The sequence below is a fragment of the Haloglomus halophilum genome, assembly GCF_024298885.1.
Lineage (GTDB): Archaea > Halobacteriota > Halobacteria > Halobacteriales > Haloarculaceae > Haloglomus > Haloglomus halophilum.
This window is the reverse complement of sequence record NZ_CP101166.1, coordinates 812,219-836,378: the sequence shown is the minus strand read 5'-3', so window position 1 is coordinate 836,378 and position 24,160 is coordinate 812,219. Positions and strand designations below refer to the sequence as shown.

20 protein-coding genes and 1 tRNA gene are annotated in these 24,160 nt (G+C 67.4%); 13 read left to right on the top strand and 8 right to left on the bottom strand.

What is annotated here, in order from left to right; translation table 11 throughout:
- Positions 1 to 18 precede the first annotated feature (18 nt).
- The 3 genes from NL114_RS04190 to NL114_RS04180 all read right to left on the bottom strand — a co-directional run bounded on the left by NL114_RS04190 (position 19) and on the right by NL114_RS04180 (position 2,855).
- Positions 19 to 1,167, bottom strand: a complete 1,149-nt coding sequence (locus NL114_RS04190) for a hypothetical protein (protein WP_254823544.1) — start codon at positions 1,165 to 1,167, stop codon at positions 19 to 21.
- 81 nt (positions 1,168 to 1,248) lie between these two features.
- Positions 1,249 to 1,875 (bottom strand): phage NrS-1 polymerase family protein, encoded by a 627-nt coding sequence (locus tag NL114_RS04185; RefSeq protein ID WP_254823543.1) that lies wholly within the window; start codon positions 1,873 to 1,875, stop codon positions 1,249 to 1,251.
- Between the two features lie 482 nt (positions 1,876 to 2,357).
- Complete coding sequence (locus NL114_RS04180; protein WP_254823542.1) at positions 2,358 to 2,855, bottom strand: transcription initiation factor IIB family protein; 498 nt, start codon at positions 2,853 to 2,855, stop codon at positions 2,358 to 2,360.
- 1,173 nt (positions 2,856 to 4,028) lie between these two features.
- On the opposite strand from NL114_RS04180, the gene NL114_RS04175 reads away from it, so the two are divergent.
- Positions 4,029 to 4,283, top strand: a complete 255-nt coding sequence (locus NL114_RS04175) for a hypothetical protein (protein ID WP_254823541.1) — start codon at positions 4,029 to 4,031, stop codon at positions 4,281 to 4,283.
- A gap of 578 nt (positions 4,284 to 4,861) precedes the next feature.
- On the opposite strand, the gene NL114_RS04170 is transcribed toward NL114_RS04175, so the two are convergent.
- Both NL114_RS04170 and NL114_RS04165 read right to left on the bottom strand, forming a co-directional pair.
- A tRNA-Arg gene (locus tag NL114_RS04170) sits at positions 4,862 to 4,934 on the bottom strand.
- A 49-nt stretch (positions 4,935 to 4,983) separates the two neighbouring features.
- Positions 4,984 to 5,634, bottom strand: coding sequence for a hypothetical protein (locus NL114_RS04165; RefSeq protein ID WP_254823540.1), 651 nt, complete (start codon positions 5,632 to 5,634; stop codon positions 4,984 to 4,986).
- Between the two features lie 150 nt (positions 5,635 to 5,784).
- Here NL114_RS04165 and NL114_RS04160 point away from each other — a divergent pair, with 150 nt between their 5' ends.
- Positions 5,785 to 6,687: an AhpC/TSA family protein gene (locus NL114_RS04160; RefSeq protein ID WP_254823539.1), complete on the top strand. Its 903-nt coding sequence runs from the start codon at positions 5,785 to 5,787 to the stop codon at positions 6,685 to 6,687.
- Between the two features lie 40 nt (positions 6,688 to 6,727).
- Here the strand turns inward: NL114_RS04160 and NL114_RS04155 are convergent, their stop codons facing one another.
- A complete protein-coding gene (locus NL114_RS04155) occupies positions 6,728 to 8,281 on the bottom strand; it encodes an MATE family efflux transporter (RefSeq protein WP_434084108.1) in 1,554 nt (517 codons plus the stop codon).
- 209 nt (positions 8,282 to 8,490) lie between these two features.
- On the opposite strand from NL114_RS04155, the gene NL114_RS04150 reads away from it, so the two are divergent.
- From NL114_RS04150 to NL114_RS04120, 7 genes are all read left to right on the top strand, one after another.
- Positions 8,491 to 9,387 (top strand): pantoate kinase, encoded by an 897-nt coding sequence (locus tag NL114_RS04150; protein ID WP_254823537.1) that lies wholly within the window; start codon positions 8,491 to 8,493, stop codon positions 9,385 to 9,387.
- Between the two features lie 58 nt (positions 9,388 to 9,445).
- The gene (locus NL114_RS04145) at positions 9,446 to 9,877 is read left to right on the top strand and encodes a DUF8009 family protein (RefSeq protein WP_254823536.1); all 432 of its coding nucleotides are present in this window, start codon (positions 9,446 to 9,448) and stop codon (positions 9,875 to 9,877) included.
- Between the two features lie 313 nt (positions 9,878 to 10,190).
- Entirely contained in the window at positions 10,191 to 10,493 is a 303-nt protein-coding gene (locus tag NL114_RS04140; RefSeq protein ID WP_254823535.1) for a DUF8028 family protein, read from the top strand.
- Between the two features lie 143 nt (positions 10,494 to 10,636).
- Positions 10,637 to 11,137, top strand: a complete 501-nt coding sequence (locus NL114_RS04135; protein ID WP_254823534.1) for a hypothetical protein — start codon at positions 10,637 to 10,639, stop codon at positions 11,135 to 11,137.
- Positions 11,138 to 11,214: 77 nt separating this feature from the next.
- The gene (locus NL114_RS04130; RefSeq protein WP_254823533.1) at positions 11,215 to 11,784 is read left to right on the top strand and encodes a GNAT family N-acetyltransferase; all 570 of its coding nucleotides are present in this window, start codon (positions 11,215 to 11,217) and stop codon (positions 11,782 to 11,784) included.
- The gene (locus tag NL114_RS04125; RefSeq protein ID WP_254823532.1) at positions 11,784 to 12,560 is read left to right on the top strand and encodes a GNAT family N-acetyltransferase; all 777 of its coding nucleotides are present in this window, start codon (positions 11,784 to 11,786) and stop codon (positions 12,558 to 12,560) included. Before NL114_RS04130 ends, NL114_RS04125 begins: the two co-directional genes overlap by 1 nt.
- Positions 12,560 to 13,105 carry a GNAT family N-acetyltransferase gene (locus NL114_RS04120; RefSeq protein WP_254823531.1) on the top strand — a complete coding sequence of 182 codons (546 nt, stop codon included), beginning with the start codon at positions 12,560 to 12,562 and terminating at the stop codon, positions 13,103 to 13,105. Before NL114_RS04125 ends, NL114_RS04120 begins: the two co-directional genes overlap by 1 nt.
- A 73-nt stretch (positions 13,106 to 13,178) precedes the next feature.
- Here NL114_RS04120 and NL114_RS04115 read toward each other — a convergent pair whose 3' ends face one another.
- Together NL114_RS04115 and NL114_RS04110 are read right to left on the bottom strand one after the other, a co-directional pair.
- On the bottom strand, positions 13,179 to 13,898 hold the full coding sequence (locus NL114_RS04115) for a Yip1 family protein (RefSeq protein ID WP_254823530.1): 720 nt from the start codon (positions 13,896 to 13,898) through the stop codon (positions 13,179 to 13,181).
- Positions 13,899 to 13,959: 61 nt separating this feature from the next.
- Positions 13,960 to 14,574: a helix-turn-helix domain-containing protein gene (locus NL114_RS04110; protein ID WP_254823529.1), complete on the bottom strand. Its 615-nt coding sequence runs from the start codon at positions 14,572 to 14,574 to the stop codon at positions 13,960 to 13,962.
- Between the two features lie 275 nt (positions 14,575 to 14,849).
- Between NL114_RS04110 and NL114_RS04105 the strand changes: the two genes are divergently transcribed.
- The 4 genes from NL114_RS04105 (at position 14,850) to NL114_RS04090 (ending at position 24,088) form a co-directional block, all read left to right on the top strand.
- Entirely contained in the window at positions 14,850 to 17,111 is a 2,262-nt protein-coding gene (locus NL114_RS04105; RefSeq protein ID WP_254823528.1) for a (Fe-S)-binding protein, read from the top strand.
- A gap of 119 nt (positions 17,112 to 17,230) precedes the next feature.
- A complete protein-coding gene (locus NL114_RS04100; protein ID WP_254823527.1) occupies positions 17,231 to 17,779 on the top strand; it encodes a response regulator in 549 nt (182 codons plus the stop codon).
- Positions 17,780 to 17,976: 197 nt separating this feature from the next.
- On the top strand, positions 17,977 to 22,533 hold the full coding sequence (gene gltB / locus NL114_RS04095) for a glutamate synthase large subunit (protein WP_254823526.1): 4,557 nt from the start codon (positions 17,977 to 17,979) through the stop codon (positions 22,531 to 22,533).
- Between the two features lie 814 nt (positions 22,534 to 23,347).
- Positions 23,348 to 24,088 carry an MBL fold metallo-hydrolase gene (locus tag NL114_RS04090; RefSeq protein WP_254823525.1) on the top strand — a complete coding sequence of 247 codons (741 nt, stop codon included), beginning with the start codon at positions 23,348 to 23,350 and terminating at the stop codon, positions 24,086 to 24,088.
- The last annotated feature ends 72 nt before the right edge of the window (positions 24,089 to 24,160 follow it).

The window sequence follows — 24,160 nt, the reverse complement described above, 5'->3', positions numbered from 1 at the left end:
TCGAGGAAATTTTACGACTCAAAAGACCGGGAAGTCGAGACGCCGCGGCCAGACAAACCGCTCGTCAATCGTGAGGGCCTTCGTTTCCCGCCTATCGATCTCAATGTAGCCACCGAACCCGAGCGCAGCAACTTCCTCCATCCGCTTGTGCGCCGTTGGTCGGCTCAGGCCGGTCGCCGCTTCTATATCGGCCGCGGTGAGCGTGCCGCCGTTGGCCGGGTCAAGCAGCGCCCGAATCACCGCCCGACGCTTCTCGGGCATCGTGCTCAGGGCTATCCGGGCGCACAGGTTCAGGTCGTCAACCTCGATGTGCCGGCGCCCGTATAGCAGCGCCCGGCCCTGTGCCAGCGTCTTCAGCACCGAGACGAGACGGAAGGCGTTCTCGCGGTGAACCGACCCAGCAGACTGCTGTGCGCGGGCGTGGCGGATCACCTCCGCGAGATAGCCGAGAACCACCCCAACCTCCGGGTCACGGTGCGGTTCCATCAGGGCGCTTCCGACGCCGCCCGTGTCGCCCCATAGCTGGGTGACGAACGCGGTCACGGCCTCGCGCACGCGCCGTACCTTCTCGGGATACGAAGTCCCGTTCAACACGGCGTCAACCACGTCCTCGATATCGGTCGTGCCGCGCTTCTCGTGGAAGACGAACCGGCTCCCGGCGTTCCCCATCGCGGCCCACGCGCGGGGCTGGAGCGGGGTGCTCGCGCCGATGAAGTTGAAGCGGTATTCGCTCCCGGTGTAGCCCCGCCCCCCGTGCGAACCGGAGTCGCGGGTGTAACCGTGGCCGTCCATCAGGGTCGTCATCGTCGCCATCCGTTCGTACACCTCGTCCTGCTCGCCGGCGAACCACGTCGAGAGGTCACGGACCAGCAGGGTCTTCTGTGCAATCTTCGGGAGCAGGTCCACTTTGCGCAGCTGCTCCTCGCTCTTGGAGGCGTCGTGCGAGACGAATGAGGCAGGCGTCACGTCGTCGGAGCGGTAAATCAGCTCGTCCAGCCCTTCGAGGAACGAGAGCGCCGTCGTCTTGCCGCTGCTGGACGGCCCAACCACAATCAGGCCGGTGCAAGCATCCACGTCTTCGATCAGCAGAGTCGCAAGCGTGGCAAGCTCGGCTTCGAGCACGTCCCACGTCCGCTCGTCGAACTCCTCGATGGTGACCCGGCGCACGTCATCGATGGTCGTGCGGTTCGGGAAGTCGGAAGGCTGTGCGCCGCTGGGGGTGTTGTCGTTGGTAGACATTTTCTCAGATCAGTATTTGTAGTAGTTATCGACCCGCCGAAGGGCAGCGTCGATGGTCATCTCGCCGTAAGTGCGTCCGTCGCTGCCGTGCCGGGCAGCCCACTTGGAACGCATCAGCCCGGATCGTCGGAACAGCCGGTCCATCTGGCGACGGTTCCCGCCGGTCCAGAAGGCCAGTTGACAGCACAGGGCTTGGTCGGCCTCGCTCTGGCTGGGGTAGCCGGCGGTCGAGCCGTTCCACAACCGCTCGAATTTCGCGCCGTTCTTGGCCGCCTTCGCTTTGCTCAGGAGGTAGTCGTCGCCCTGCGTCCGGGTGGTCCGACCCACAACCTGTGATGATCGTAATTCCGACCGTGGCTCGGGCCGGGCCTCGGGAGTCAACTCGGCGTAGAGTGCGTCAATCGCGCCCTGCAGGTCGTGAACCCGCCTCGGTGTGCCGTCCACGCGCAGGCCGGTCATCGTGAAGTAGCGGGCCGTATCGTACATCTCGATTTGCCCGCGCCGTACACCGCCGGACGGGACTTCTCCCGCGACGATGATGTGAACGCCCGTTCCCGACGGGCTGTATTCCGTGTACGAGTCCACGCGCGAGATGATCTCGGCTGCCCACTCCGCCATCTCGCCGTTCTCGTCCACGCACCCGTCGAGGTCGATCCCCGTGTACGGGTCGTTCTCGGAGAAGACGAATCCGATACCTCCCAATTCGCCAGCTCCCCGTTCGTCGGTAGCGAGGCAGGTCACGGCATCAGCGAAGGTCCGCCACGTTTCGGGGTCGCTGATGTTCGCAGGGGTCCCAGCCACGTCCGGTTGTGGGGTGACGGGCACCTTCGCGGGTTTTCCGTCCGCTCGGGAGTGATACCGCCAGCAGACCCAACTCTCGTGGCTCCGCAATTCAGCAGGGATGTTTTCGTGGTCAGTACTCTCATTTGGTTGGGGTGGTGCGTTCATTTTTCGAACTCCCGCAGACCCGTGGGAGACGACCCGAAGACGTGTCTCGTGAGTCTGCGACAAGCGTCAGAAGTAGCCGAGCCGGAGCCCGTCTCGCGACGCTTACCAAGATGAAAGCTGACGGGTTATATAGGGTATCTCGGACGGGTTAAATAGGGTGTGCCGGTTCGTCACCAATCGAGGGGTGTTTCGCGGACGAGTTTGCTCATACAGCGGAGGATGTGGCGCTGCTCGTACTGGCTGAGATCTTCGCTGGCAACTTCGAGAAACACGGGGTCGTTGTTCTCGTCGCTCCGGTTCGGGTGGTAGAACCGATTATCCGCCCGGACAGCCAGCGCACAGACGCAAAAGGCCACAAGCTCCCGAGAGAAGCCGAACGTCTGGAGATTGATATCGGTGAACCGACCCTTGGCTATGGCTTTCCGGTGGTCGGTGAGATTGAGCCGGTTTGCGATCCGGTCGAAGACACCCGACTTCTCCCGTTGATTCCGTGGCTTCGAGTCTTCCCATCCTTTGTGGGTTTTTCCCTGCTGGATCTGTCGCAACCTGCGGTAAGTTCGTTGCTGTTCTGGTGGTAGGCTCCAGATATCCTCCCGAGTGATAATCGTACCCGGCTCGTGATATTCGTCCATCGGGGCTCCTATCTGAAGATAGTCGGGAGTGAGCATAGCTTCATACGGTCAAGAGGATCCATACTCCCGGTTCTTGATAGCAGCAACATACTCGATTTCTATCGGTAACTGAGCGTAACGCGGGGGCGAAATTCCGAAATTCTGCGAGTGGGCAACGTCAAGTTCTCCGTCTGTTCGATTTCGTGGTGTCACAACCCCCTCGCATCCGGGGGTCGGCTGGAGTGAGGGACGGGGCGGTCAAGCTCGGGGCTGGCGGCGTTCTCGCGGAATTCAGAACATCTCCGGGCCGACCCATTCACCGTGCAAGACTCGCCCCCTCTATGCAGCAGCGTCGTTTCGAACGCTATACCGCCTGTCAGTAGCAGCGTGACCGATATCGAGGATGAGGTCAGCAGCAGGGTGAGGAGAATCAGAACCGCCCTTTGTAGGACTCAACGGAGGCAACTGTCAGTAGCGAAAGAATGTACCAAACTCCTCCAATCGTAAGCGTAGGTAGGACGAAGTATACGATGCATTCCCACGAGTTACAGGGAATAACGCCCGGCTGAGCGTCAAGAACTGCCCAGAAAGTCTCAGATAGTACTGCGTTGTAGCTTGATAGAATAGGGATTTCAGCCCCAGTACGAGAGATTACAGCCAAGAATAGATACATCAGAAAGTATCCTAGAAAGGCAACTCCAAGACGCCGGTCGTGGAGGTTGCTGAACGTGATACCCATCGGGTGAGCCTCTGTTTTACACTTCCCTCGCGCTGGCATATGTTTTGTCCACATCCCGATCTCTCTGTGATACTGGTCTGGGTGAGCCGGAGTCGATGCTCTACTCGTGACTGACTCGCACGGTGATTTCAGCAACTGTCGAGAGACGTACCTGCTCGCTGTCAGTACCCTCTTGACCGACAAAGAGGGTGAGTTTAGCAAAGGCGAGACTCTCGCAGCCATCCCCTCCTCCAGCAGAAAGTACTTGTTCAATCCTTGAAGTTGATGGACAAATGCCCTCCCGCTTGGCCATCTTGGCCCTCGTCGGCCTGCTCTGTCTCGCAGGCTGTACAGGGGCCCCCGGCACACAGCCGACCGACACAACGCACTCAACACCGACCACCGCAGCGACGCCGACCGCCGAACCAATCACGTTCCCCGAAGGGCCGAAATCGAAGCCTGAGCGACCCGATGAACTATCGAACACTTCTGTCCGGCAGTACGTCTACGAGATGGAATCACGAGCCGTCTACAACAGTCTCTGGCGCGGCAACTACTCGCAGGTGACGGTGCGGTGCGAGGTTGAGGAAGTGACCCAGCACGACGACCGATACGAGGCTGTCGTCGTCTGTACCGGGTTCAACAACGTTCGTCCCCCTGAGAACAGCACGGCGACGCCCGGGCCCCACTACGATTACTTCACGCAGGCGTTCCGGTACTACGTGACCGATGAAATGACTCGGAAGACGTTCCTCGGAGAGCGGTGATAATCCGACCGTTTCCGAGAGGAACCGAGCCAGAGAACACGTCCAATATCAAACCGCCCTGACCGACTCGCGCCTTCTATGCAGCACGACCGGTGAAACCCATCACCGATTGAGGATTTCAGCAGAGCCACCCAACCAATACATCAAGCGGGGAACCCGGGCTGGGTGGGACTCTCGGGATCGGTGCCGTTCTCGGAGTATTCCCGCCGGGCACCCTGCTAACACGATTGCTTTCGTGGGGCCCGAAATCCCGAAATTCTGCGAGCGGGTAACGTCGAATTCACCGCCCGTCACGAATACTGGTGTCACAACCCCCTAACATCCGGTGGCCGGCTGGAGTCAGGCGGGCGGCGTTCTCGCGTGTTCCCTGCCTCGATTGTCCCCAGCTAACCCGTCCACAAACCCGACAATTCGTTTAACTTGGCTCCCGCGTAGCTCCTGTTGCACATCAAGTATGGCCGGAAACGACCCGCCGCGAGTCGAAATCCAAACCGGACCCACAGGCAATCTGATGAAAACAATCAGTACGAGGCTGGAGACGGCGGAATACTTCGGCTCCCCAGCGCACCGCGCTGGCACGAGCCCGGAGGGATTCGAACCCCCGACAACCAGGTCCGGAACCTGGCACTCTGTCCACTGAGCTACGGGCCCTCACCCACCGATAACGGAGTCCCCTGTAAAACCGTTACCACTCCGGCCCCTACACGTCCTGGGTGGCCGCTAGCTCCCCGGCCGTGGGGTTCGCGCTCCCCTCGTCGACCCGGAGCAGGTTGACGCGCCGGTCCCGGGCGAGCGTGCGGACCTCCTCGTCGGGGTCGCCGGTCGTGAGGAGGACCGGGCTGGCACCGGTGTCGTCGGCGGTCGCTCGCAGATCCAGCACGTCGTCAGCCATGGTCCCGGGCGCGAGGCCGACGACGAGCTCCGTGCCGATGAGTTCGTCCTCGGCGTGGAGGTGGACGCGGTAGCGCTCGCCCGAGGAGCCGGTCAGCGTCGTATCGGTCTCGACCTCGTAGCCCCGGCCGGTGAGCAGGTCCGAGGCCGCCTCGATGGCGCCGCGCTGGGTAGCCACCCACTGCTCACCCTGGTCGGAGATGTCGTACTCTGTGAGCTGGAGATCGATGGTCTCGTGGGGGTCCGAGAGGACGCAGGTACAGTCGCGGGTGCTCGCCGGCTCGAGCAGGCCGAGGTCGGTGAACTCGCGTAGCGTCTCGGCCACGTTCTCCGTCTCGAGGACCGCGGCAGCCTCGGGATAGACGATCCGCCCCGCGTCGGCGTCGATGGATGCGGCCACGTGCTCGAGCGAGCCGTCCGCCAGCTTTCCGAGCAGGTCCAGTTCGCTTGGGGTGATCATACCGGCGGCTACCGGCCGCTCCGACCTAAAACCGACCCCTCCACGCGCTCGATGCCCGCCGGCCCGACCGGGCGTGTCCGGTACCGAGCCGTCCGACGCCCGTCGTGCGGTGGAGAAGGGTCTTTGTGCGACCGGCCGTACCTCCGGGACATGTTCCGCTCACTGTGGAAGCGGCTCGCCAGCTTCCGGCGCCCGGACGGGCCGGCGCTGGCCGAACCACCCGCGGTGGGGGACCCCGCCCCGGAGCGCCCACGGCTCGGCGCCGGCGAGCCACGAGTGGTGCTGTTCCTGCGGCACACGGGCTGTGCCTTCGGGGAGCACATGCTGACGGAGTTCCGGGAGACCGCCCGGGCGACCCCTGACGTCCAGTTCGTCGCCATCACGCATGGGGACCCCGAGGCCGCCACCGGCTGGTGCGAGGAACTCGGACTCGACCGGGTCGCGGTCCACAACCCCGACGCCGAGGACGCCGTCGACCGGTGGTGTCGGGGGACCGACGCCGGCAACCTCCGCGTCATCGTCGACGAGGAGCGCGAACTGTACGCCGAGTGGGGGCTGGGACTGGGCGGCCTCCGCCACCTCCTCCGGCCGACGGTGGTCCGGAACCTCCTCCGGGCGCGCCGGGCGGGCGCGAAGGACCGCACCCCGAGCGGCACCCGCTGGCAGCGCGCCGGGATGTTCGGCGTGGACCCCGACGGGACCGTCAGGACCCGGTACATCGCCGACTACGCCGGTGACCTCCCCGACATCCGCGTCGCACCGACGTTCCTCGACCGGTCGTCCGAGACCACCGCGTCCCTGCGGAACGTCACTGAGGACGACGCCACGGCCGAGGGGGCGACCGAGCCAGCGCCCGAACCTCGGTCGGTCGCGACCGACACCGTCGCCGCGACGACCCGTGTCCCGCCCGCTCCCCGGGTCGTCGCCGGGGAGCCGGCCGCCGCGGTCCGCTCTGTCGGGTCGAGCGAGGCCGCGCCCAACGAGGCCGAGGCGGACGCTGACACCGATGCCGACGAGCGCCACCGCCAGCGGCTCCGCACGGACGGCGGCTGAGGGCGCTGCTCGACGGTCTTCGCTCGCTCTGCTCCCAGCGCTACTGCTCCGTCCGCCCGCTCGGCCGGTTCGCCTCGGGGTCTGGGAGGTCGGCCTCGGTCGGTTGCGTGGCGCCGGTGGCCGGCTCCGGTTCGTCCGGGTCGACGACGGCGTCCTTCCAGGTCCCGCGGGTGAACCAGAGGCCGGCCCCGAGCGCGCCGAGGATGTGGCCCGTCGTCATCCCGACCCAGATGCCGGTCGCGCCCATGCCCGCGAGGAAGGCGAACCCGTACACCATCGGCACCCGGCCGAGCCAGAGCGCGACGAGCGAGAATCCGAGCGCGGTCCGGGTGTTGCCGGCACCCCGGTAGGCGCCCAGCAGCACCTGGAACACGCCGATGAAGGCGAACTCGACGGCCCGGATGCGGAGGTACTCCGTCGCGAGGTCGATGGTCGCCGTCGCCGTCGCCGTCCCCGTGGTCATGAAGACGCTCACGACCGGGCGCGCGGCGAGCAGCGCCACCACGCCGACCCCGACCATCACGAGCGCGGCGGCGCCGGCGGCGATGCCGACGGCACGCTCGGCGCGGTCCGGGTTGCCGGCGCCGAGGTTCTGCCCGACCATCGTGTTCGTCGCCCGACCCAGCCCCATCGCGGGGAGGTAGACGAGCGAGATGAGCCGGTTACCCAGGCCGTACGCCGCGACGACCGGCGGGCCGAACGCGGCGACCATCCCCGTGAGCGCGACCATCGCGAGCGCCGTCGTCGACTGTTCGAGCGCCGCGGGCGTCCCGATGGAGACGATCTCGCGGACGCGCTCGTACTGGAGCCGGAGATGCCGGACCGCCACGTCCGGCCCCCGGGTCGTCCGGAACAGGATGTAGAGGCCGATTGCCGTCGCGAGGCCGCGCGAGATGACCGTCGCGTACGCCGCGCCCGCAACCTCCAGCCGGGGCGCCCCGAACCAGCCGAAGATGAGGACGGGGTCGAGCGCGACGTTCAACGCGACGGACAGCGCCATCACGACCATCGGCGTCCGCGTGTCGCCGTACCCCCGCATCAGCGCCGAGAACAGGAAGAAGCCGAACAGGAACGGTGTCCCCAGGAAGAACACGCGCATGTACTCCTCGGCGAGCGGGATGACGTCGGTCGCCGTCGCGGCGTCCGCGGGGAACAGGCCCAGCAGCGGGACGACGCCGAGGAAGCCCAGGATACCCAGGCCCGTCGCGAGCAGCGTGACGAACGAGAGCGTCTGCCCGGCCACCTCTCCCGGCCCCGACGCCTCGTCGGTGTCTTCCCCGGCCCCTGGCTCCGCGGTCCCGTCGTCACCGGCGCTCGCGCCGGTGTGCTGTGCGACCAGCGTCGAGCCGGCGACGGTGAAGCCGCCGCCGACCGAGAGGACGAGGAAGACGAGCGGGAACGCGATGCTCAGCGCCCCGACCGCCTCCGCGGACAGCCGGCCGAGCCACAGCGTATCGGCGATGTTGTAGGTCACCTGCAGCAGCTGGGTGACGACGATGGGCCACGCCAGCCCGAACAGCGGCCGTGCCAGGCCACCCTCGGTGATGGTGTCCTCGGAGGGCTGCACCAGCGGGGGCAGGAACGGACCGGGCATGTGTCTGTTCCTTCATCGAGAGCGTGTGTCGTGGCACCGCCTGGCTCGTAGTACATCGGGTGTTGATTCCGAGACGACGGATTAGTCTTCCAGATTCGGGATTAATCAGTAAGATTCCAACATTATAGATGAAGTAACGGATCTCGTCCCGTACTTCCAGCTCCGGCGGGGAGAGTGAGCGTTAACACGCCGGCCGCCCCAGGTCGGCCATGACCGACACCGCCGACCGGCCGCTGCAGGTCGGAAGCGGCATCGACGCCGACGCCACGCCGACGGCGTTCGTCCCCGCTCACATCACGGGCTTCTTCACGGCCGAGCCAGCGGACGACCCGACGGAGGCGGGGTCGACCGGCGCCGGCCTCGCGCTCTCGGACGGCGTCACCGTCCGCGTCGAGCCGACGACCCCCGGGACCTACGAGGTCGTCCTCGACGGTGAGACCCTGGATATCGCCGCCCCGAAGCGCGTCCTCCGTGCGCTCCGCGTGGACGGGGCTCGCGTGCGGGCCCGCTCGGAGGTCCCGCTGGCCTCCGGGTTCGGCGTGAGCGGCGCGCTCGCGCTCGGGACCGCGCTCTGTGCGAACGCCGTCTTCGACCGCGACCTCTCGGAGAACGAACTCGTCACCGTCGCCCACGGTGCGGAGGTGCAGGCCGGCACCGGGCTCGGTGACGTGGTGGCGCAGGCCCGCGGTGGCGTCCCCATCCGGCTCGAACCCGGCGCGCCCGGCCACGGCACGATGGACGGCATCCCCGCCCGCTCGCGGGTGGAGTACGTCACGCTCGGCGAACTCTCCACGGAGGGCGTGCTGTCGGGCGATACGGAGCTGCTGACCCACGCCGGCCAGCGCGCGCGCTCCGCGCTCGTGCAGGAGCCCACGCTGGATACGTTCGTCCGCTCGTCCCGGCGGTTCGCCCGCGAGGCCGAACTCCTCACCGACCGTGTCCGCGATGTCATCCTCGATGTGAGCGAGGCCGACGGCTCGGGGTCGATGGCGATGCTCGGCGAGACGGTGTTCGCGCTGGGAACGGGGCTCTCGGACGCCGGCCACGACCCCGCCGTCTGCCGCATCCACCCGACCGGCGCGCACCTCACGCTCGACGGCTGGTGAGCGCATCGGGACCGTCGGAGGCGACACGCTGAAGCGGTTCCCGGCCGTCCGTTCGGCCGTGTCGGCAGACGACCCGACCCGCATCCGTTCGCTGGCCATCACCGCCGAGGACCTCCTGGCGGCGCTGGAGGCGAACGCCCGTCGTGACGCGGGCGCCGTCCTCCGGGTGACGCCGCCGTTCAGCGGTCGGATGCGCGCACGCCTCCACCTCGCCGGCGCGGAGGGCGGCTACGACGGGCCGCCACAGCCGATCCACATCGACCCCGAGCAGTTGCTCGACGACGGCGCGCCCGCCTTCCCCAGCGTCGACGCCACCGAGGACGACCTCCGGTCGGACCCTGACAGCGAGTACACGCCCGAGCGCCACCGCGAGCGCCACGAGCAACGCGTCGCGGAGTGGCGCGCCGCCGTCCGCGACCGCGTCCGCGAGGAGACGACACTCGAAACGCCCGACGGCGAGGCGACAGTCGAGGTATCGGTGCTCGGGTAGGGGGTCCATAACCGGACCTGCCCGCCGCGCCGGTGATGCCCGGTGGGCCGGTGCCCCGGTGCCCCGTCGGTCGTTCCCACGAGTTCGCCGCGGTTCCAGTTTCCACTCGGCCACCAGAGTGATATATATCCGTCAGTGCCGGTATCTTGATACGGAGATAATGGCTGATAGCGCCGTATAAAACTTCTAAACGATTCTAGGGCGTTCGTAAAACGTTCCCTCTGGACCGTTCGTGCGCGGTGAAAGGTCCGAAACGATACGAAGGCTCTCGCGGTTATATGCCGGTGTCCGTCCATGGGGTGAGTGAAGCACGATGTCCACGAACAGTCCCTCGCTCTGGCCCCCCGCCGACGCATCCCCCGCCCGCATCGCCGACCAGCTCCGCCGTGGCGCTCGCACCGCCGTCGACCACGTCCGCCCGCTGCTCCAGGCGACCGCCTTCTGGTCGGCGGTCGTCATGCCCTTCCTCTACGTCCCGCTCCTGCTGGGCGGGCTCACGGGCGGCGAGTTCACCACGTTCGTCGGGCTCCTGCTCGTGAACGCCCTCGTCCTCGTCCTCGGGCACAACCACCACGTTGGCGACCCCACCGAGGAGAGCGAGGCAGCCACGCAGTAGGCAGCCACCTGACGCCCTCCACGCGGTCGATGCCCTCCAGCCATTCCCTCCACGCGGCCCTCCCACGCTCCGGGCGGCGTCCCGTGGGTTACCTGCCCACCACGCTCCCCCGGCTTCTTGCGCGCCCCGACCGTGATTCGCCCATGAGCGACGACCTCGACCGGGTCGACTGTCTCCAGTTCCCCGGTGATGCGGCCGACACCGTCCGACTCGTTCCCGCGGGACTGGGCGAGCGCGTCGTCGCGGCCCACGACGAGGAGCGCCGGCGGCGGAACCGTCTCGGCGTGGTCGCCGCGGCCCTCCTCACCCTCCTCTCGGGTGCGGTGGCCCTCGCCGTCATCGGTCCGACACCCGTCACCGCGGTCGGGACGGTGCTAATCGGTATCGTGAGCGTCTACGCCGCGCGCCGGTCGCCTTCGGGCGCGGCGGCGCCGTCCCCGGACCTTCTCGCGACCGATATCCCGGTCGCGGAGGCGCGAGCCCGGTACGAGGTGGCGGCCGAATCGGCGAATCCCTTCGAAGCGGGGACGACCGATTCCGAGCCAGCGACTTCCGACGGACCGGGTGGCGACCCCCTGGACGGCGACGGCTCGGACGGGGAGTCGGCTGACGGCGGCGACCCAGATAGCGACGACCCGGCGTGACCCCCGGAACCTCTCGGTGTGATTACGTGTCTCAGTTTCAGGGAAGCGTTTAGTCACTCCGAACAGGAGTAACGGCCATGCCAGGTCCCGCGTTCCGTCGCGGCGAAACCGTCGCCCTCCACCCCATCAACGAGGAGGATATCGACTTCCTCCACGAGAACCGGAACGACCCCGAGGTCCGATGGGGCCTGACGACGGCCTTCCCGCAGACCCGCGAGCAAGCCGAGAAGCGACACGAACAGCACGCCGAGGACGACTCCGGCGTCGGCCTCCTCATCGTCCCGACGGACGCCGACGACCCGGTCGGCAACGTCGTCGGCTTCGATATCGACCCCGCACACGGGACCGCCGAACTCGCCGCCTGGGTCGCCCCCGAGGCACAGGGCGAGGGGTACGCCACCGAGGGAACCGCCCTGATGATGGACTACCTGTTCGCCGAGCGGCGACTGCACACGGTCGTCGCCCGCGCCATCGTCCAGAACGAGGCCAGCCGCGCGGTGCTGGAGGGCCTCGGCTTCCAGCAGGAGGGTATCCAGCCCGCCGAGAAGTACGTCGACGGCGAGCACGTCGACGTGGTCCGGTACTCGATGCTGGCCCGGGAGTGGGACGGTGCCGCCGCGGCCCTCGGTCACGGGGGTGAGGCCTGATGCCCGGTCCCGCCTTCCGCATCGGCGAGGACGTGGCGCTCCACACCATCGAGCGCGAGGACCTGGAGTTCGTCGCGCGACTCCGCAACGACCCGGACATCCGCCACGGCGTGACGTTCACCCGCCCCGAGAGCGATGTCGAACTCGAGTCCTGGTTCGAGGACCACGTCTCCGCGACGGACACCGACGACGAGGGGGCACAGCTCCTCATCGTTCCGCGCGACGCCGCCCACGGGACGGATGCCGAGCCCGACGGCGGCAGCGACGAGGCCGCGGATGATGCCCGGCCCGCGCCCCAGCCGGTCGGCTACGTCTCGCTGTTCGACATCGAGCGCCCCGCCGGCACCGGGGAGATCGCGGTCACCGTCGCGCCCGAGCACCGGGGCCAGGGGTACGCCACCGACGCGGTCCGCGAGCTGGTCGCCTACGGCATCGAGGAACTCCGGCTGACCAAGGTCCGGGCGCTCGCGCTCGTGACGAACGACGCCTCCCGTGCGGTGCTGGAGAACGTCGGCTTCCGCGTCGGCGAGGTCCGGCGCGAACTCAAGCGGGTCGATGGCGAGCACGTCGACGTGGTGGCCCACTCGCTGCTCGCCGACGACTGGTTCGACCGGCCGGACACCACTCGCGGGCTCCCGGACAGCCCGCCGGGCGCGACCGCCGCCGAGCGCGGCCACACGAACCCGTTCGCCACGGACGCCGACGGGACGGTCGGCGGCGAGCGGCGCCCCGACGCCGGCGACGGTGCGGGCGCGGACCAGGGGGGTGAGCGGTGATGCCGGGCCCCGTCTTCCGCGCGACCGACGACGGCGAGGTGACGCTGCGCCCCCGGCAGGCCGAGGATCACGAGTTCGTCCGTGACGTGACGAACCTGCCGGAGGTGCGCCGGTTGATGCGGAACACGACCCCGAAGAACGCCCAGGCCGTCGAGGACGAGTTCGAGGAGTACGCCGACAACGACGACGGCGCCGGCTTCTGCATCTGTGCTCCGGACGAGCCCGTGGGCCACATCGGTATCTGGAACATCGACCACGTCAACGGCACCGCGTGGATGGGTGCGTGGATCGACCCGGACCATCACGGCGAGGGGTACGCCCCCCGCGGCACCGCACTGGCCATCGACTGGGCGTTCGAGGAGCTGGACCTCCACCGGCTCAACACCGGCGTCTACGAGCCGAACCGGCCCTCACAGCGCGTGATGGAGAAGCTCGGCTTCACCCGCGAGGGCGTCCAGCGCGAGTCCATCTACATCGAGGGCGCCTACTACGACACCTACAACTACGGCCTCCTCCGCGAGGAGTGGGACGGCTACGACCGGTAGCGGCCGTTCGCCGCTGGAAGCGGACGCCGCTCCACTTCTCCAGGCTCCGGAGATACCGTGATGACTCAGGGCGTCACGCCACGCCCAGCAGCAGGAACAGGACCGCGGCGACGGCGGCGACCGCCGAGGCTGCGGTCCCGGAGACTCCGCGCTCGTGGAGCAGGCCGAACCGCCAGATGACGGCGCCCCAGGCCATCGTGAGAACGCCACTGGCCTGCCCCACGAGTCGCATCGCGTCCAGCTGTGCGATGGCCTGGTCCCGGAACGCCGCGGGGTCCTGCCCGCTGCTGACGGTGATGGGGTCGAACGTGACCCAGAACGCGAGGAGCGTGACCACCATGCCGAGCAGGGCCGGGACCATCCCCCAGGCCGCGACGGTCAGCGTCCGGCCGAACGGGCCCTCGCCGTTCGCGAGCCACGACCCGGCGTGGAGTGTCCCGGCGACGAGGACCCAGACGATGGGGAGGCCGATGGCGAGCTGGCCCGCGACCGTGCCGATGGCCTTCCAGATGAAATGGTCGATGTTCCGCTCGACCTGCTCGGGCTCGTCGCAGCCGCTCGGGGTGAAGCGCCCGGGACTGTCACCGTCGCAGAAGGTGTCGCCCGGATACGCCGGGTTGTCCACCGTGACGGTGCCGTCGATGTTGGCAGCGAACATCCAGCCGAGCGCGTAGACGCCCGCCAGGAGTACGAGGATGGTGAGGCCGGCGACGGCGACGCCACGGCCGAGGCTGGCCGTGCGCTCGCTGAAGTACCGGTCCGGTCGGCGGAGGGGAGTGGAGGGCGGCGACATGCGGCGATGGGTCCGACGGCCGGGATGAAAAGTCTCGTGACGGAGCGTTGCGGGGACGGGATTACAGCGACATGTCGCTCTCGGCCTCGGCGCCCTCGGTGGCGTCCTGGAGGCCGTCCTCCTGGATGTCGCTGGTCATGTCGTGGCTGATGCCCGCGTCGGTCAGGACATCCTCGAAGTCGGCCTGGTAGCGGGCGGAGACGCTCCGGATCTCCGTCTCCGTCTCGACGACGCGGCGGTAGCGCCGGACCGTGCTCGGCGACACGTCCAGCTCCTCGGCGAGGTCCCCCGTCCCGAGGTCCTCGTCCGCGTTGAGGAGCCTGCGTAGCTCCTTCAGCTCGAACGGGGCGTCGCGGTCCCGGTCCCGGACCAGATGCACGTCGAGTCGGGCCCGGACCACGTCGCGGCGGTCGACGTCGAGCGTGTCGGCGATGTCGGTGTCGTCCTCGCCCTCGTAGTAGCCCCGGACGACACGGGCGTACTCGGCGTCCGAGAGGTCGGTCTCGAACTCGTACTTCTCCCGCATGCGCGCGACCACGTCGGCCAGCCGCTCGGCGACCTCCTCGTCGTCCTCGCCCGCCAGCGTTCCCGGCGTCTCCTCCTGTTTCTCGGTGACTGTCTCCTCCCCGGTCACCTCCTCGAAGATGTCCCGCAACTCCTCCGTCTTCTCGTCCATGGCTTGGTGGGGACGGACCGCGGTATTTAGTTCTGTGGGGCGGTTCCCGCGGCGCGGGGGCGGTCGCGGCGCGGGCGGCGGCCACGGCGCGGTCGACCGTGTCGCGACCGCTGCGTGGAACAGGACCGATGGGGGCGGGACGGCGCGGAGATAAACCCCCCGTTCGCTACTGGTTTTACAGCGGAAATCAAGCTGGAAATTTGCGCAAAAGGCGGCAACGGAGCGGGTGCGGGCGCTTGACAAGACTTAACCATATAGGCTCCCGTTCCCGCGGTATGACGTGGACGCTACCCTTGCAGGCCGGCGTCGAGTCCGGGGTCACCACCCGACCGACGTTCTGGAAGATCTCGCACACCGGCGAGGTGGTGTTCTACTACCTCGCGGCGGTGACGATCTTCGTCTTCGCCTACGGGGTGTACGACCGCTTCGCCCGCTACCAGCGCGGTACCGAGGACTGGTTCGACCGGCTGGACGACCTCCCCGGACGCATCACGAGCGCGGCCAAGATCGTCGCCTCCAACGAGAAACAGTTCAACCGCGACCTCGTCGGCGGCGTGATGCACGCGTTCATCATGTGGGGCTTCCTGACCCTGCTGATCGGGACGACCATCATCGCCATCGACATCGACTTCTTCCGCAACGGGACCCAGTTCCTGCTGGGCGAGCGCCAGTCGTTCTTCATCGGTGACTTCTATCTCTCGTACTCGCTGGTGATGGACTTCATGGGGCTGCTGTTCGTGGTCGGCCTCGGCATCGCACTGTGGCGCCGCTACGTCACCCGGAAGGACCGCCTCCACGGCAAGCACACGGGCTGGGAGGACGCCTTCCTCGTCTGGTCGCTGTTCCTGCTCGGTGTCGGCGGCTACATCCAGGAGGGGCTGCGCATCCTCGGTACCGCGAGCGTCGAGAACGGCACGGTCCAGTTCATCTCCTTCGAGCAGGTCTCGTTCGTCGGCTGGTTCGTCGCCGACGTGTTGAACGTCTTCTTCCAGGGGCTGGGCATGGGCCCGAGCGAGTCCGTCGGCGCGGCCGCCGCGCTCTACCCCGTCGGCTGGTGGTCCCACGCCCTGCTCGCGTTCGTCTTCATCGCCGCGGTGCCGTACGCCAAGCCGTTCCACATGATCTCCTCGTTCGCGAACGTGGTCACCCGCGACGAGAAGGCCGGCAAGCGCCTGCCCGGCGTCCCCGCCGACCTCGATGCTGACACCGGCGCCGAGTCCATCGACCAGTTCTCCTGGAAGGAGATGCTGGACCAGGACGCCTGCACGAAGTGTGGCCGCTGTTCGTCGGTCTGTCCGGCGAACGCGTCCGGCCGCAACCTCGACCCCCGTGACGTCATCCTCGACCTCAAGCAGTACCGCGAGGAGGTCGACGCCACGGGCGAGGAGAAAGAGATCATCGCCGAGGACGGCGACGTCATCGCGGCCGAGACGATGGAGTCCTGCATGGCCTGCATGGCCTGCATGGACGCCTGCCCGGTCGAGATCGAGCACCTGAAGAGCTTCACCCGTCTCAACCGCCAGCTCACCGACCAGGGCGACATCCAGCCCTCGCTGCAGGAGGTCTTCCAGAACGTGATGCAGAAGGGCAACACGTTCGGGAACAGCCAGCGCAAGCGCGCCGACTGGGCCGACGAGCTGGAGTTCGACATCACGGACGCCCGCGAGGAGGAGGTGGAGTACCTCTGGTACGTCGGTGACTACCCGAGCTACGACGACCGGAACAAGAAGGTCGCTCGGTCGCTCGCCAAACTGCTGAAGGAGTCCGGCGTGAGCTTCGGTATCCTGTTCGACGACGAGAAGTACGACGGCAACGACATCCGCCGTGTCGGCGAGGAGTTCCTCTACGTCGAGCTGGCCGGCCACCACGTCGAGTCGTTCCAGGAGTGTGACTTCGACAAGCTGGTCTGTACGGACCCACACTCGTACAACACCTTCAAGAACGAGTACCCGGAGGTCGACTTCGACGAGTTCGCCGACGACCCGATGATGCCGTTCGAGATCGAGGAGGGCTGGAACCAGAACGGCGAGGTCGACGTGCTCCACTGGACGCAGGTCGTCGAGGAACTGGTCGAGCGCAACGCGCTCGGGCTGACGGGGACGGAACTCGACTACACCGTCACCTACCACGACCCGTGTCACCTGGGCCGGTACAACGACGAGTACGAGGCCCCCCGCGAACTGATTCGCGCGACGGGCTGTGACCTCCACGAGATGCCGCGCAACCGCGACAACTCCTACTGCTGCGGTGGCGGCGGCGGCGGGCTCTGGCTCGAGCACGAGCAGGAGGAGAAGGCCTCCGAGGAGCGCCTTCGCGAGGCCCTCAACGATACCGAGGCCGGGAGCGCCGTCGAGAAGTTCGTCGTCGCCTGCCCGATGTGCATGACGATGTACGAGGACGGCCGCAAGACCGGCGACTTCGAGGACGACATCGAGATCGTCGACGTGGCCGAACTGCTCATCGAGGCCATCGAGCAGGGCGGCCCCGCGGCCACGGCAGCCGGCGAGTCCGGCGGCCCGGCCCCGGCCGACGACTGAGTTCCGTCCACTCGGCCGACACGTTTCCCGGACCGTTCTCTGGTTCTGAAAACGCTTTTCAGGGCCTGAAACCACTGTTGGAGGGTTATGACCTCACGGGGTGTAGCTGGGTGTGAAGCATGGCCTCCTCACCCACCCCGACCGTCCTCCTCGTCGAGGACGACGAACCGCTGGCGGACCTGTACGCCGACTGGCTCCGGGGAGACTACGACGTCGAGGTGGTTCTCGGTGGGGAGCCGGCGCTCGAGCGGCTGGCCGAGGGAGGCATCGACGTGGTCCTCCTGGACCGACACATGCCGGATATCTCGGGCGACGAGGTGCTGGTCACGCTGCGGGACTGGGGGCTCGACGCCCGGGTGGCGATGGTCACCGGGGTCTCACCCGAGATGGACATCCTGGAGATGGGGTTCGACGACTACCTGCTCAAGCCCGTGGACCGGGGGACGCTGGTGGGGACCGTCGAGGGGCTGCTCGAGCGCGACACGTACGAATCGCTCCGCATCGAACTGGGCTCGCTCCGGGTGAAACGGAACGTCCTGCAGGTCGAGCAGTCCGAGCGCCGCCTGGCGGAGGACGACCGCTACGAGGCGTTGTGTGCCCGTATCGAACGCCTCGAGGCGCTGGTCGAGGAGCACCGTTCGCAGGTCGGCGTTCCGGCCGCCGACTGAGCTCGCTGCCGACCAGTGGAGCGCGGATGGAGACGACATCCTCTTTCCTGCACGACCATGAGTTGTGTTCACGCACGCGACAGCCATGTTCCGACACCTAGGATTCCGTGGATGCGTATTATGCCCCTTAGTTGCGGTTAGTGAACCATTAGTCCTTAACAGGAACCCTCTTATGCGGCGTCGAGCGAGGTGTTGACATGCAGGAACGCACGACAGGGTCCGCGAGCGACGACGGCGCGACGCTCCTCGCCGACCCCGAGGACCACCGCGCCAACTGTGGCGTCGGGGTGGTGTTCGACCTCGACGGTGAGGGTGGCCACGACGTACTGGCGGACGGCCTCGACCTCCTCGAGAACCTCGAACACCGCGGCACGACCGGCGCCGAGGAGAACACGGGCGACGGGGCCGGCGTCCTCATCCAGATCCCGGATCGCTTCTTCCGAGACGAACTCGATGTCGACCTCCCGCCCGCCCGGGAGTACGCCGTCGGCTCCGTCTTCCTCCCGCAGGACGACGAGGCCGCGGCCAGCCTCCAGGCGGTCGTCGAGCAGGAACTCGCCGACCAGGGGCTGGAGGTCTTCCACTGGCGGAGTGTCGAGACGGACAACTCGATGCTGGGCGCGACGGCCGTCGAGAGCGAGCCCCAGATCGCGCAGGTCTTCGTCCGGCCCGAGGCCGACCTCGACGCGGACGCCTTCGACCGCGCACTGTACGTCGGCCGACGGGCCATCGAGAACCGACTGGAGGACGAGCAGCCCACCGGCGCCGAGCGCTTCTACATCGTCTCGCTGGACCGGAAGACGCTCGTCTACAAGGGGCTCCTGAAGGCCGACCAGCTCCCCGGCTACTTCCCCGAGCTCACGGACGAGCGGATGGCGTCGACGTTCGCGATGGTCCACGCGCGGTTCTCGACGAACACGCTCGGCGCGTGGCATCTCGCCCATCCGTACCGCAACATCATCCACAACGGCGAGTTCAACACCATCCAGGGCAACATCAACTGGATGCGGGCCCGGGAGACGGATATCGCCCACGAGGACTTCGGCGACGACATCGAGACCATCAAGCCGATCATCGACGACCCGGAGCAGTCAGACACCGCCTCGGTGGACAACGGGCTCGAACTCCTCCTCGAGGGCGGGCGCGACCTGCCCCACGCCCTGCGGATGCTCATCCCCGAGGCGTGGCGCAAGGACGGCAACCACGTCCCCGAGGAGCGCCAGGAGTGGTACGACTACCACGCCTCGCTCGTCGAGCCGTGGGACGGCCCGGCGCTCGTCGCGGCCACCGACGGCGACCGCATCGGCGCGGTCCTCGACCGGAACGGGCTCCGGCCCTGCCGGTACGACGTGCTGAGCGACAACACGCTGGTCATGGCCAGCGAGGCCGGTGCCATGGACCACGACCCCTCGGAGATCGAGACGCGCGACCGGCTCCAGCCCGGCCAGCTGTTCCTCGCCGACCCCGAGGAGGGTCGCGTCATCCCGGACGAGGAGGTCTTCGACGGCCTGCTCGACGAGAAGTACGGCGAGTGGGTCGACTCCGAACAGGTCGATATCGACGACATCGCCGACCGCGAGGACCGCGCCCCTCGCGGCGACGTCGACGGGCTGCGGGCCCACCAGGCGATGTACGGCTACACGTACGACGAGATGGACCACCTGCTGGAGCCGATGGCGAGCGAGGGGAAGGACCCCGTCGGCTCGATGGGGGACGACACGCCCCTCTCCGTACTGTCGCAGTTCAACCGGCCGCTGTTCACCTACTTCAAGCAGCTGTTCGCGCAGGTCACGAACCCGCCGCTGGACTACATCCGCGAGGAGGTCGTCACGTCGATGGAGACGCGGCTGGGCAACCAGCGCAACCTGCTGGACGAGACGCCCGAGCACGCCCGCCAGCTGGTCTGTGACTCGCCGGTTCTCACCGACGCGGAGACGGCGAGCATCAAGGAGCTGGACGGCGGCGAGGGCGAGCTCTCCTCGACGGTCGTGGACATCACGTACGACCCCGAGGAGACCGCGAGCCTGGAGGCCGCGGTCGAGGCGCTCCGGGCCGAGGCCACCGACGCCGCACAGGAGCACGACATCGTCGTGCTCTCGGACCGCGCGGCCGGCGAGGGCCGCGTCCCCATCCCCTCGCTGCTCGCGGTCGGCGGCGTCCACCACCACCTCGTCCGGAACGGCCTGCGGAACCGCGCGGGCCTCGTCATCGAGTCGGGCGACCCGCGTGCGGTCCACCACTTCGCGACGCTCATCGGCTACGGCGCCGGCGCGGTGAACCCGTACCTCGCCTACCAGTCCATCAGCGACCTCGTCGCCGGCCCGGACGGCGCCGACGAGGAGCAGGCTGTCGACGCGTACGTCCACGCCGTCGAGGACGGGCTGCTGAAGACGATGGCGAAGATGGGCATCTCGACCGTCGAGTCCTACCAGGGCGCCCAGATCTTCGAGGCCGTCGGCCTCGACTCGGACTTCGTCGCCGAGTACTTCGAGGGCACCACCGCCCGCACCGAGGGCATCGACATCGACGACGTGGAGGCCGACCTGACGAAGCGCCACACGGTCGCCTGGGGCGAGGAGGCCGACCTCGAGCGACAGGGCGAGTACGAGCACCGCTCGGACGGCATCTTCCACGAGTGGAACCCCCAGTCCGTGGGCGCGCTCCAGCAGGCGGTGCGGACGGGTGACTACGAGCGCTACGGCGACTTCGCGGACCTGATGAACGAGCAGACCGAGCAGCTCCAGACGCTGCGCGGCCTGCTGGAGTTCGATTCGGACCGCGACCCCGTCGACATCGACGAGGTCCAGCCGGTCGAGGAGATCGTCAAGCACTTCTCGACCGCCGCGATGAGCCTCGGGAGCCTCTCGCCGGAGGCCCACGAGAACAACTCCATCGCGATGAACCGGCTCGGGGCCAAATCCAACACCGGCGAGGGCGGCGAGCCCCCCGAGCGCTTCGACACGGAGAAGGAGTGCAACATCAAGCAGGTCGCCTCCGGCCGCTTCGGGGTCACCTCCGACTACCTCACCAACGCCGAGGAGATCCAGATCAAGATGGCCCAGGGCTCCAAGCCCGGCGAGGGCGGCCACCTGCCCGGCAAGAAGGTCAACGAGATGATCGCGCACGTCCGGTACGCGACGCCGGGCGTGGGTCTCATCTCGCCGCCGCCGCTGCACGACATCTACTCCATCGAGGACCTCAAGCAGCTCATCCACGACCTGAAGGCGGCCAACCCGGACGCCGACATCAACGTCAAACTCGTCTCCGAGGCCGGCATCGGCACCATCGCCGCCGGCGTCGCGAAGGCCAACGCCGACGTGGTCCACATCTCGGGCCACTCGGGCGGCACCGGCGCCTCGCCGAAGACCAGTATCAAGAACGCCGGCCTGCCGTGGGAGCTCGGGCTGGCCGAGGCCAACCAGATGCTCCGCGCGACGGACCTGCGCAACCGCATCCGCGTCACCGCCGACGGCGGGCTGAAGACCGGCCGTGACGTGGCCATCGCTGCCCTCCTCGGTGCGGAGGAGTACGTCTTCGGGACCGCCTCCCTGGTCACCTCGGGCTGTGTGATGGCCCGGCAGTGCCACGAGAACACCTGCCCGGTCGGTGTCGCCACGCAGCGCGACGAGCTGCGCAACCGGTTCCCCGGCGAGCCCGACCACGTCATCAACTACATGACGTTCATGGCCCAGGAGCTGCGCGAGATCATGGCCGACCTGGGCTTCACCTCGCTGGACGAGATGATCGGTCGCCCCGAGTTCCTGGCCCAGCGGACCGACGTGGAACAGGAGAAGGCCCGGAAGCTCGACCTCTCCTCGGTCATCGCCCAGCCGCCGGGCGACCAGCGACGCAAGACCGAGCCCCAGACCCACGAGGTCGACGAGCAGCTGGACTGGGAGATCATGGACGAGCTGGGCGACGCCCTCGAGACGGGCGAGCCCGCGCATCTGGACATGGAGATCGGCAACCAGCACCGCGCGGTCGGCGCGACCCTCTCGAACCACATCTCGAAGGAGCACGGCCTCGACGGGCTCCCGGAGGACACCTTCCGTATCGACTTCGACGGCGTCGCCGGCCAGTCGTTCGGTGCCTTCCTCAAGCACGGCGTGACGATGTCGCTGACCGGCAGCGGCAACGACTACGTCGGCAAGGGGCTCTCCGGCGGGAAGCTCATCGTCCAGACGCCCAACTCGGCGCCGTACGAGCCCGAGGAGAACATCGTCACCGGCAACGTCGCGCTGTACGGCGCGACCCAGGGGCAGATGTACGTCAACGGGAAGGCCGGCGAGCGCTTCGCCGTCCGCAACTCCGGCGTGAAGGCCGTCGTCGAGTCCGTCGGCGACCACGGCTGTGAGTACATGACCGGCGGCGTCGTCGTCTGCCTGGGTGACACGGGCAAGAACTTCGCTGCGGGCATGTCCGGCGGTATCGCCTACGTCCTCGACCGCGAGGGCGACTTCGAGGACCGGGTGAACTACGGGATGGTCGAGACCACCCGTGAACTCGGCGAGTCCGACCGGCGCATGATGCGCCGCCTCGTCGAGAACCACGTCGCCCACACCGATTCCGACCGCGCCGAGTACGTCCTCGAGCACTGGGAGGAGGAACTCGACAGGTTCGTGAAGGTGATGCCCGAGGCGTACAGCCGCGCGCTCAGCGAGGGCGCGGAGGACGTCCGCGAGGACCTGCCCGAGTCCGTCGGCCCGGACGCCGACGCTGCGGGGCAGGGCTTCGCTGCGTCGACCGACGACTAACACGCACTTTTTACTCCTCGGGTGTCCTCGGCCGGCGGCTTCGCCGCCGGCCTGCGGGCACCACTCGTCGCAAAAACTTGCGGAAAAACGTTGCCGGCCTCCGCGCCCTTCGGGCGCTCCGGCCGGTGAAACAGCGCTCGCTCCGCTCGCGCGGTATGCAGCAATCCATGCTGTTGCACCGGGCATACCATACATGCTGCCACTATAGTCTGTTTTTAGAAAAGGTTCGACATTATGCGTTGTATCGGGATTTATATAGAATATATCGTTCGTAGCTCGATTAAATCTCTCGCAAATGATATTATTCAGTGGTCGTGCTGAATAGAGGGCGCAAGTCGGTCATTGGTTAATCAGCGCGGACCTTCGATAATAACTGCTTAGTGGCTCCTGTTCTGGTTAATTGTATGTCCGATGGAGCCTTTCAACTATCGATGCTAGTGATGGTTCTTAGTGGATTCCTTCTCGTCGGAAGGGATATCTTCGCAGGAATGGACCAACTTATCGGGACTATTGCACTCGGTCTCCTCCTGACTGGATTTGTAGTCGGTCTAGTTGGCCTCTTGACCTCAGAGTAGCCGAAATCGGGCGGAGAATCCGACGCAACCTCTCTGAGACCTCTCTGAAACTCAGATATTCGTTTGCTGAATCCATCCTCTATATTCAGCACGCACATCCTGTCAGTCGCTGAGGGCATCGCCACAGTCGCCTCCACCGATTTCTTCGAAAACGGGTGCGCGGCCTGCTCGCCGGAGTCGACCTCCCCCTTGCCGCCTCCGGCGGCATCCCTATGCCCCATCCACCCGATGGCGGTGGTATGGCCACGCTCCAGCTCCTGCGCCACGCGACACTCCGACTGACGCTCGGTGACACGACACTGCTGGTCGACCCGATGCTCTCCGAGCCCGGCGAGATGCCGCCCATCCCGAACTCGCCCAACGACCGGCGGAACCCGCTCGTCGAGTTGCCGGACGCCCCGCTCGACCACGACGCGCTGCTGGTCACCCACCTCCACCGCGACCACCTCGACGACCGGGCGCGCGAGGAACTCGCCGACGGGCAGCCGACGCTCTGCCAGCCCGCGGACACTGACGAGTTGGCCGACGACGGCTTCGACCCCCGGCCGGTCGACGACACGGCGACGCTGGGTGACCTGACCGTGACGCGGACGCCGGCGCGCCACGGCTACGGCGACCTGGCCGAGCAGATGGGCCCGGTGTCGGGGTTCGTGCTGGAGGCCCCTGACGAGCCGACCGTCTACCACGCGGGCGACACCGTGCCGTACGAGGCGGTCCGGGAGACGCTGGACGAGTACGAGCCGGACGTGGTGGTGGCGAACGCGGGCGCGGCACAGTTCACCGAGGGTCGGCCCATCACGATGACGCCCGAGGACGTGGTGACACTGACCGAGTGGACGGACGCGACCATCGTCGCGGACCACATGGACAGCATCAACCACTGTCTCGCGACGCGCGAGGACCTGCAGGCGACGCTCGACGAGGCGGGCGTCGAGGAGCAGGTCGTCGTGCCCGACGACGGCGAGACGGTCGACCTCTGAGCCGGCCGGTTCGACCGCTACCCGGCGCGTCGCGTCACAAGGGGTTTGGCGGTCGCCGCCGAGCCTCCGTCC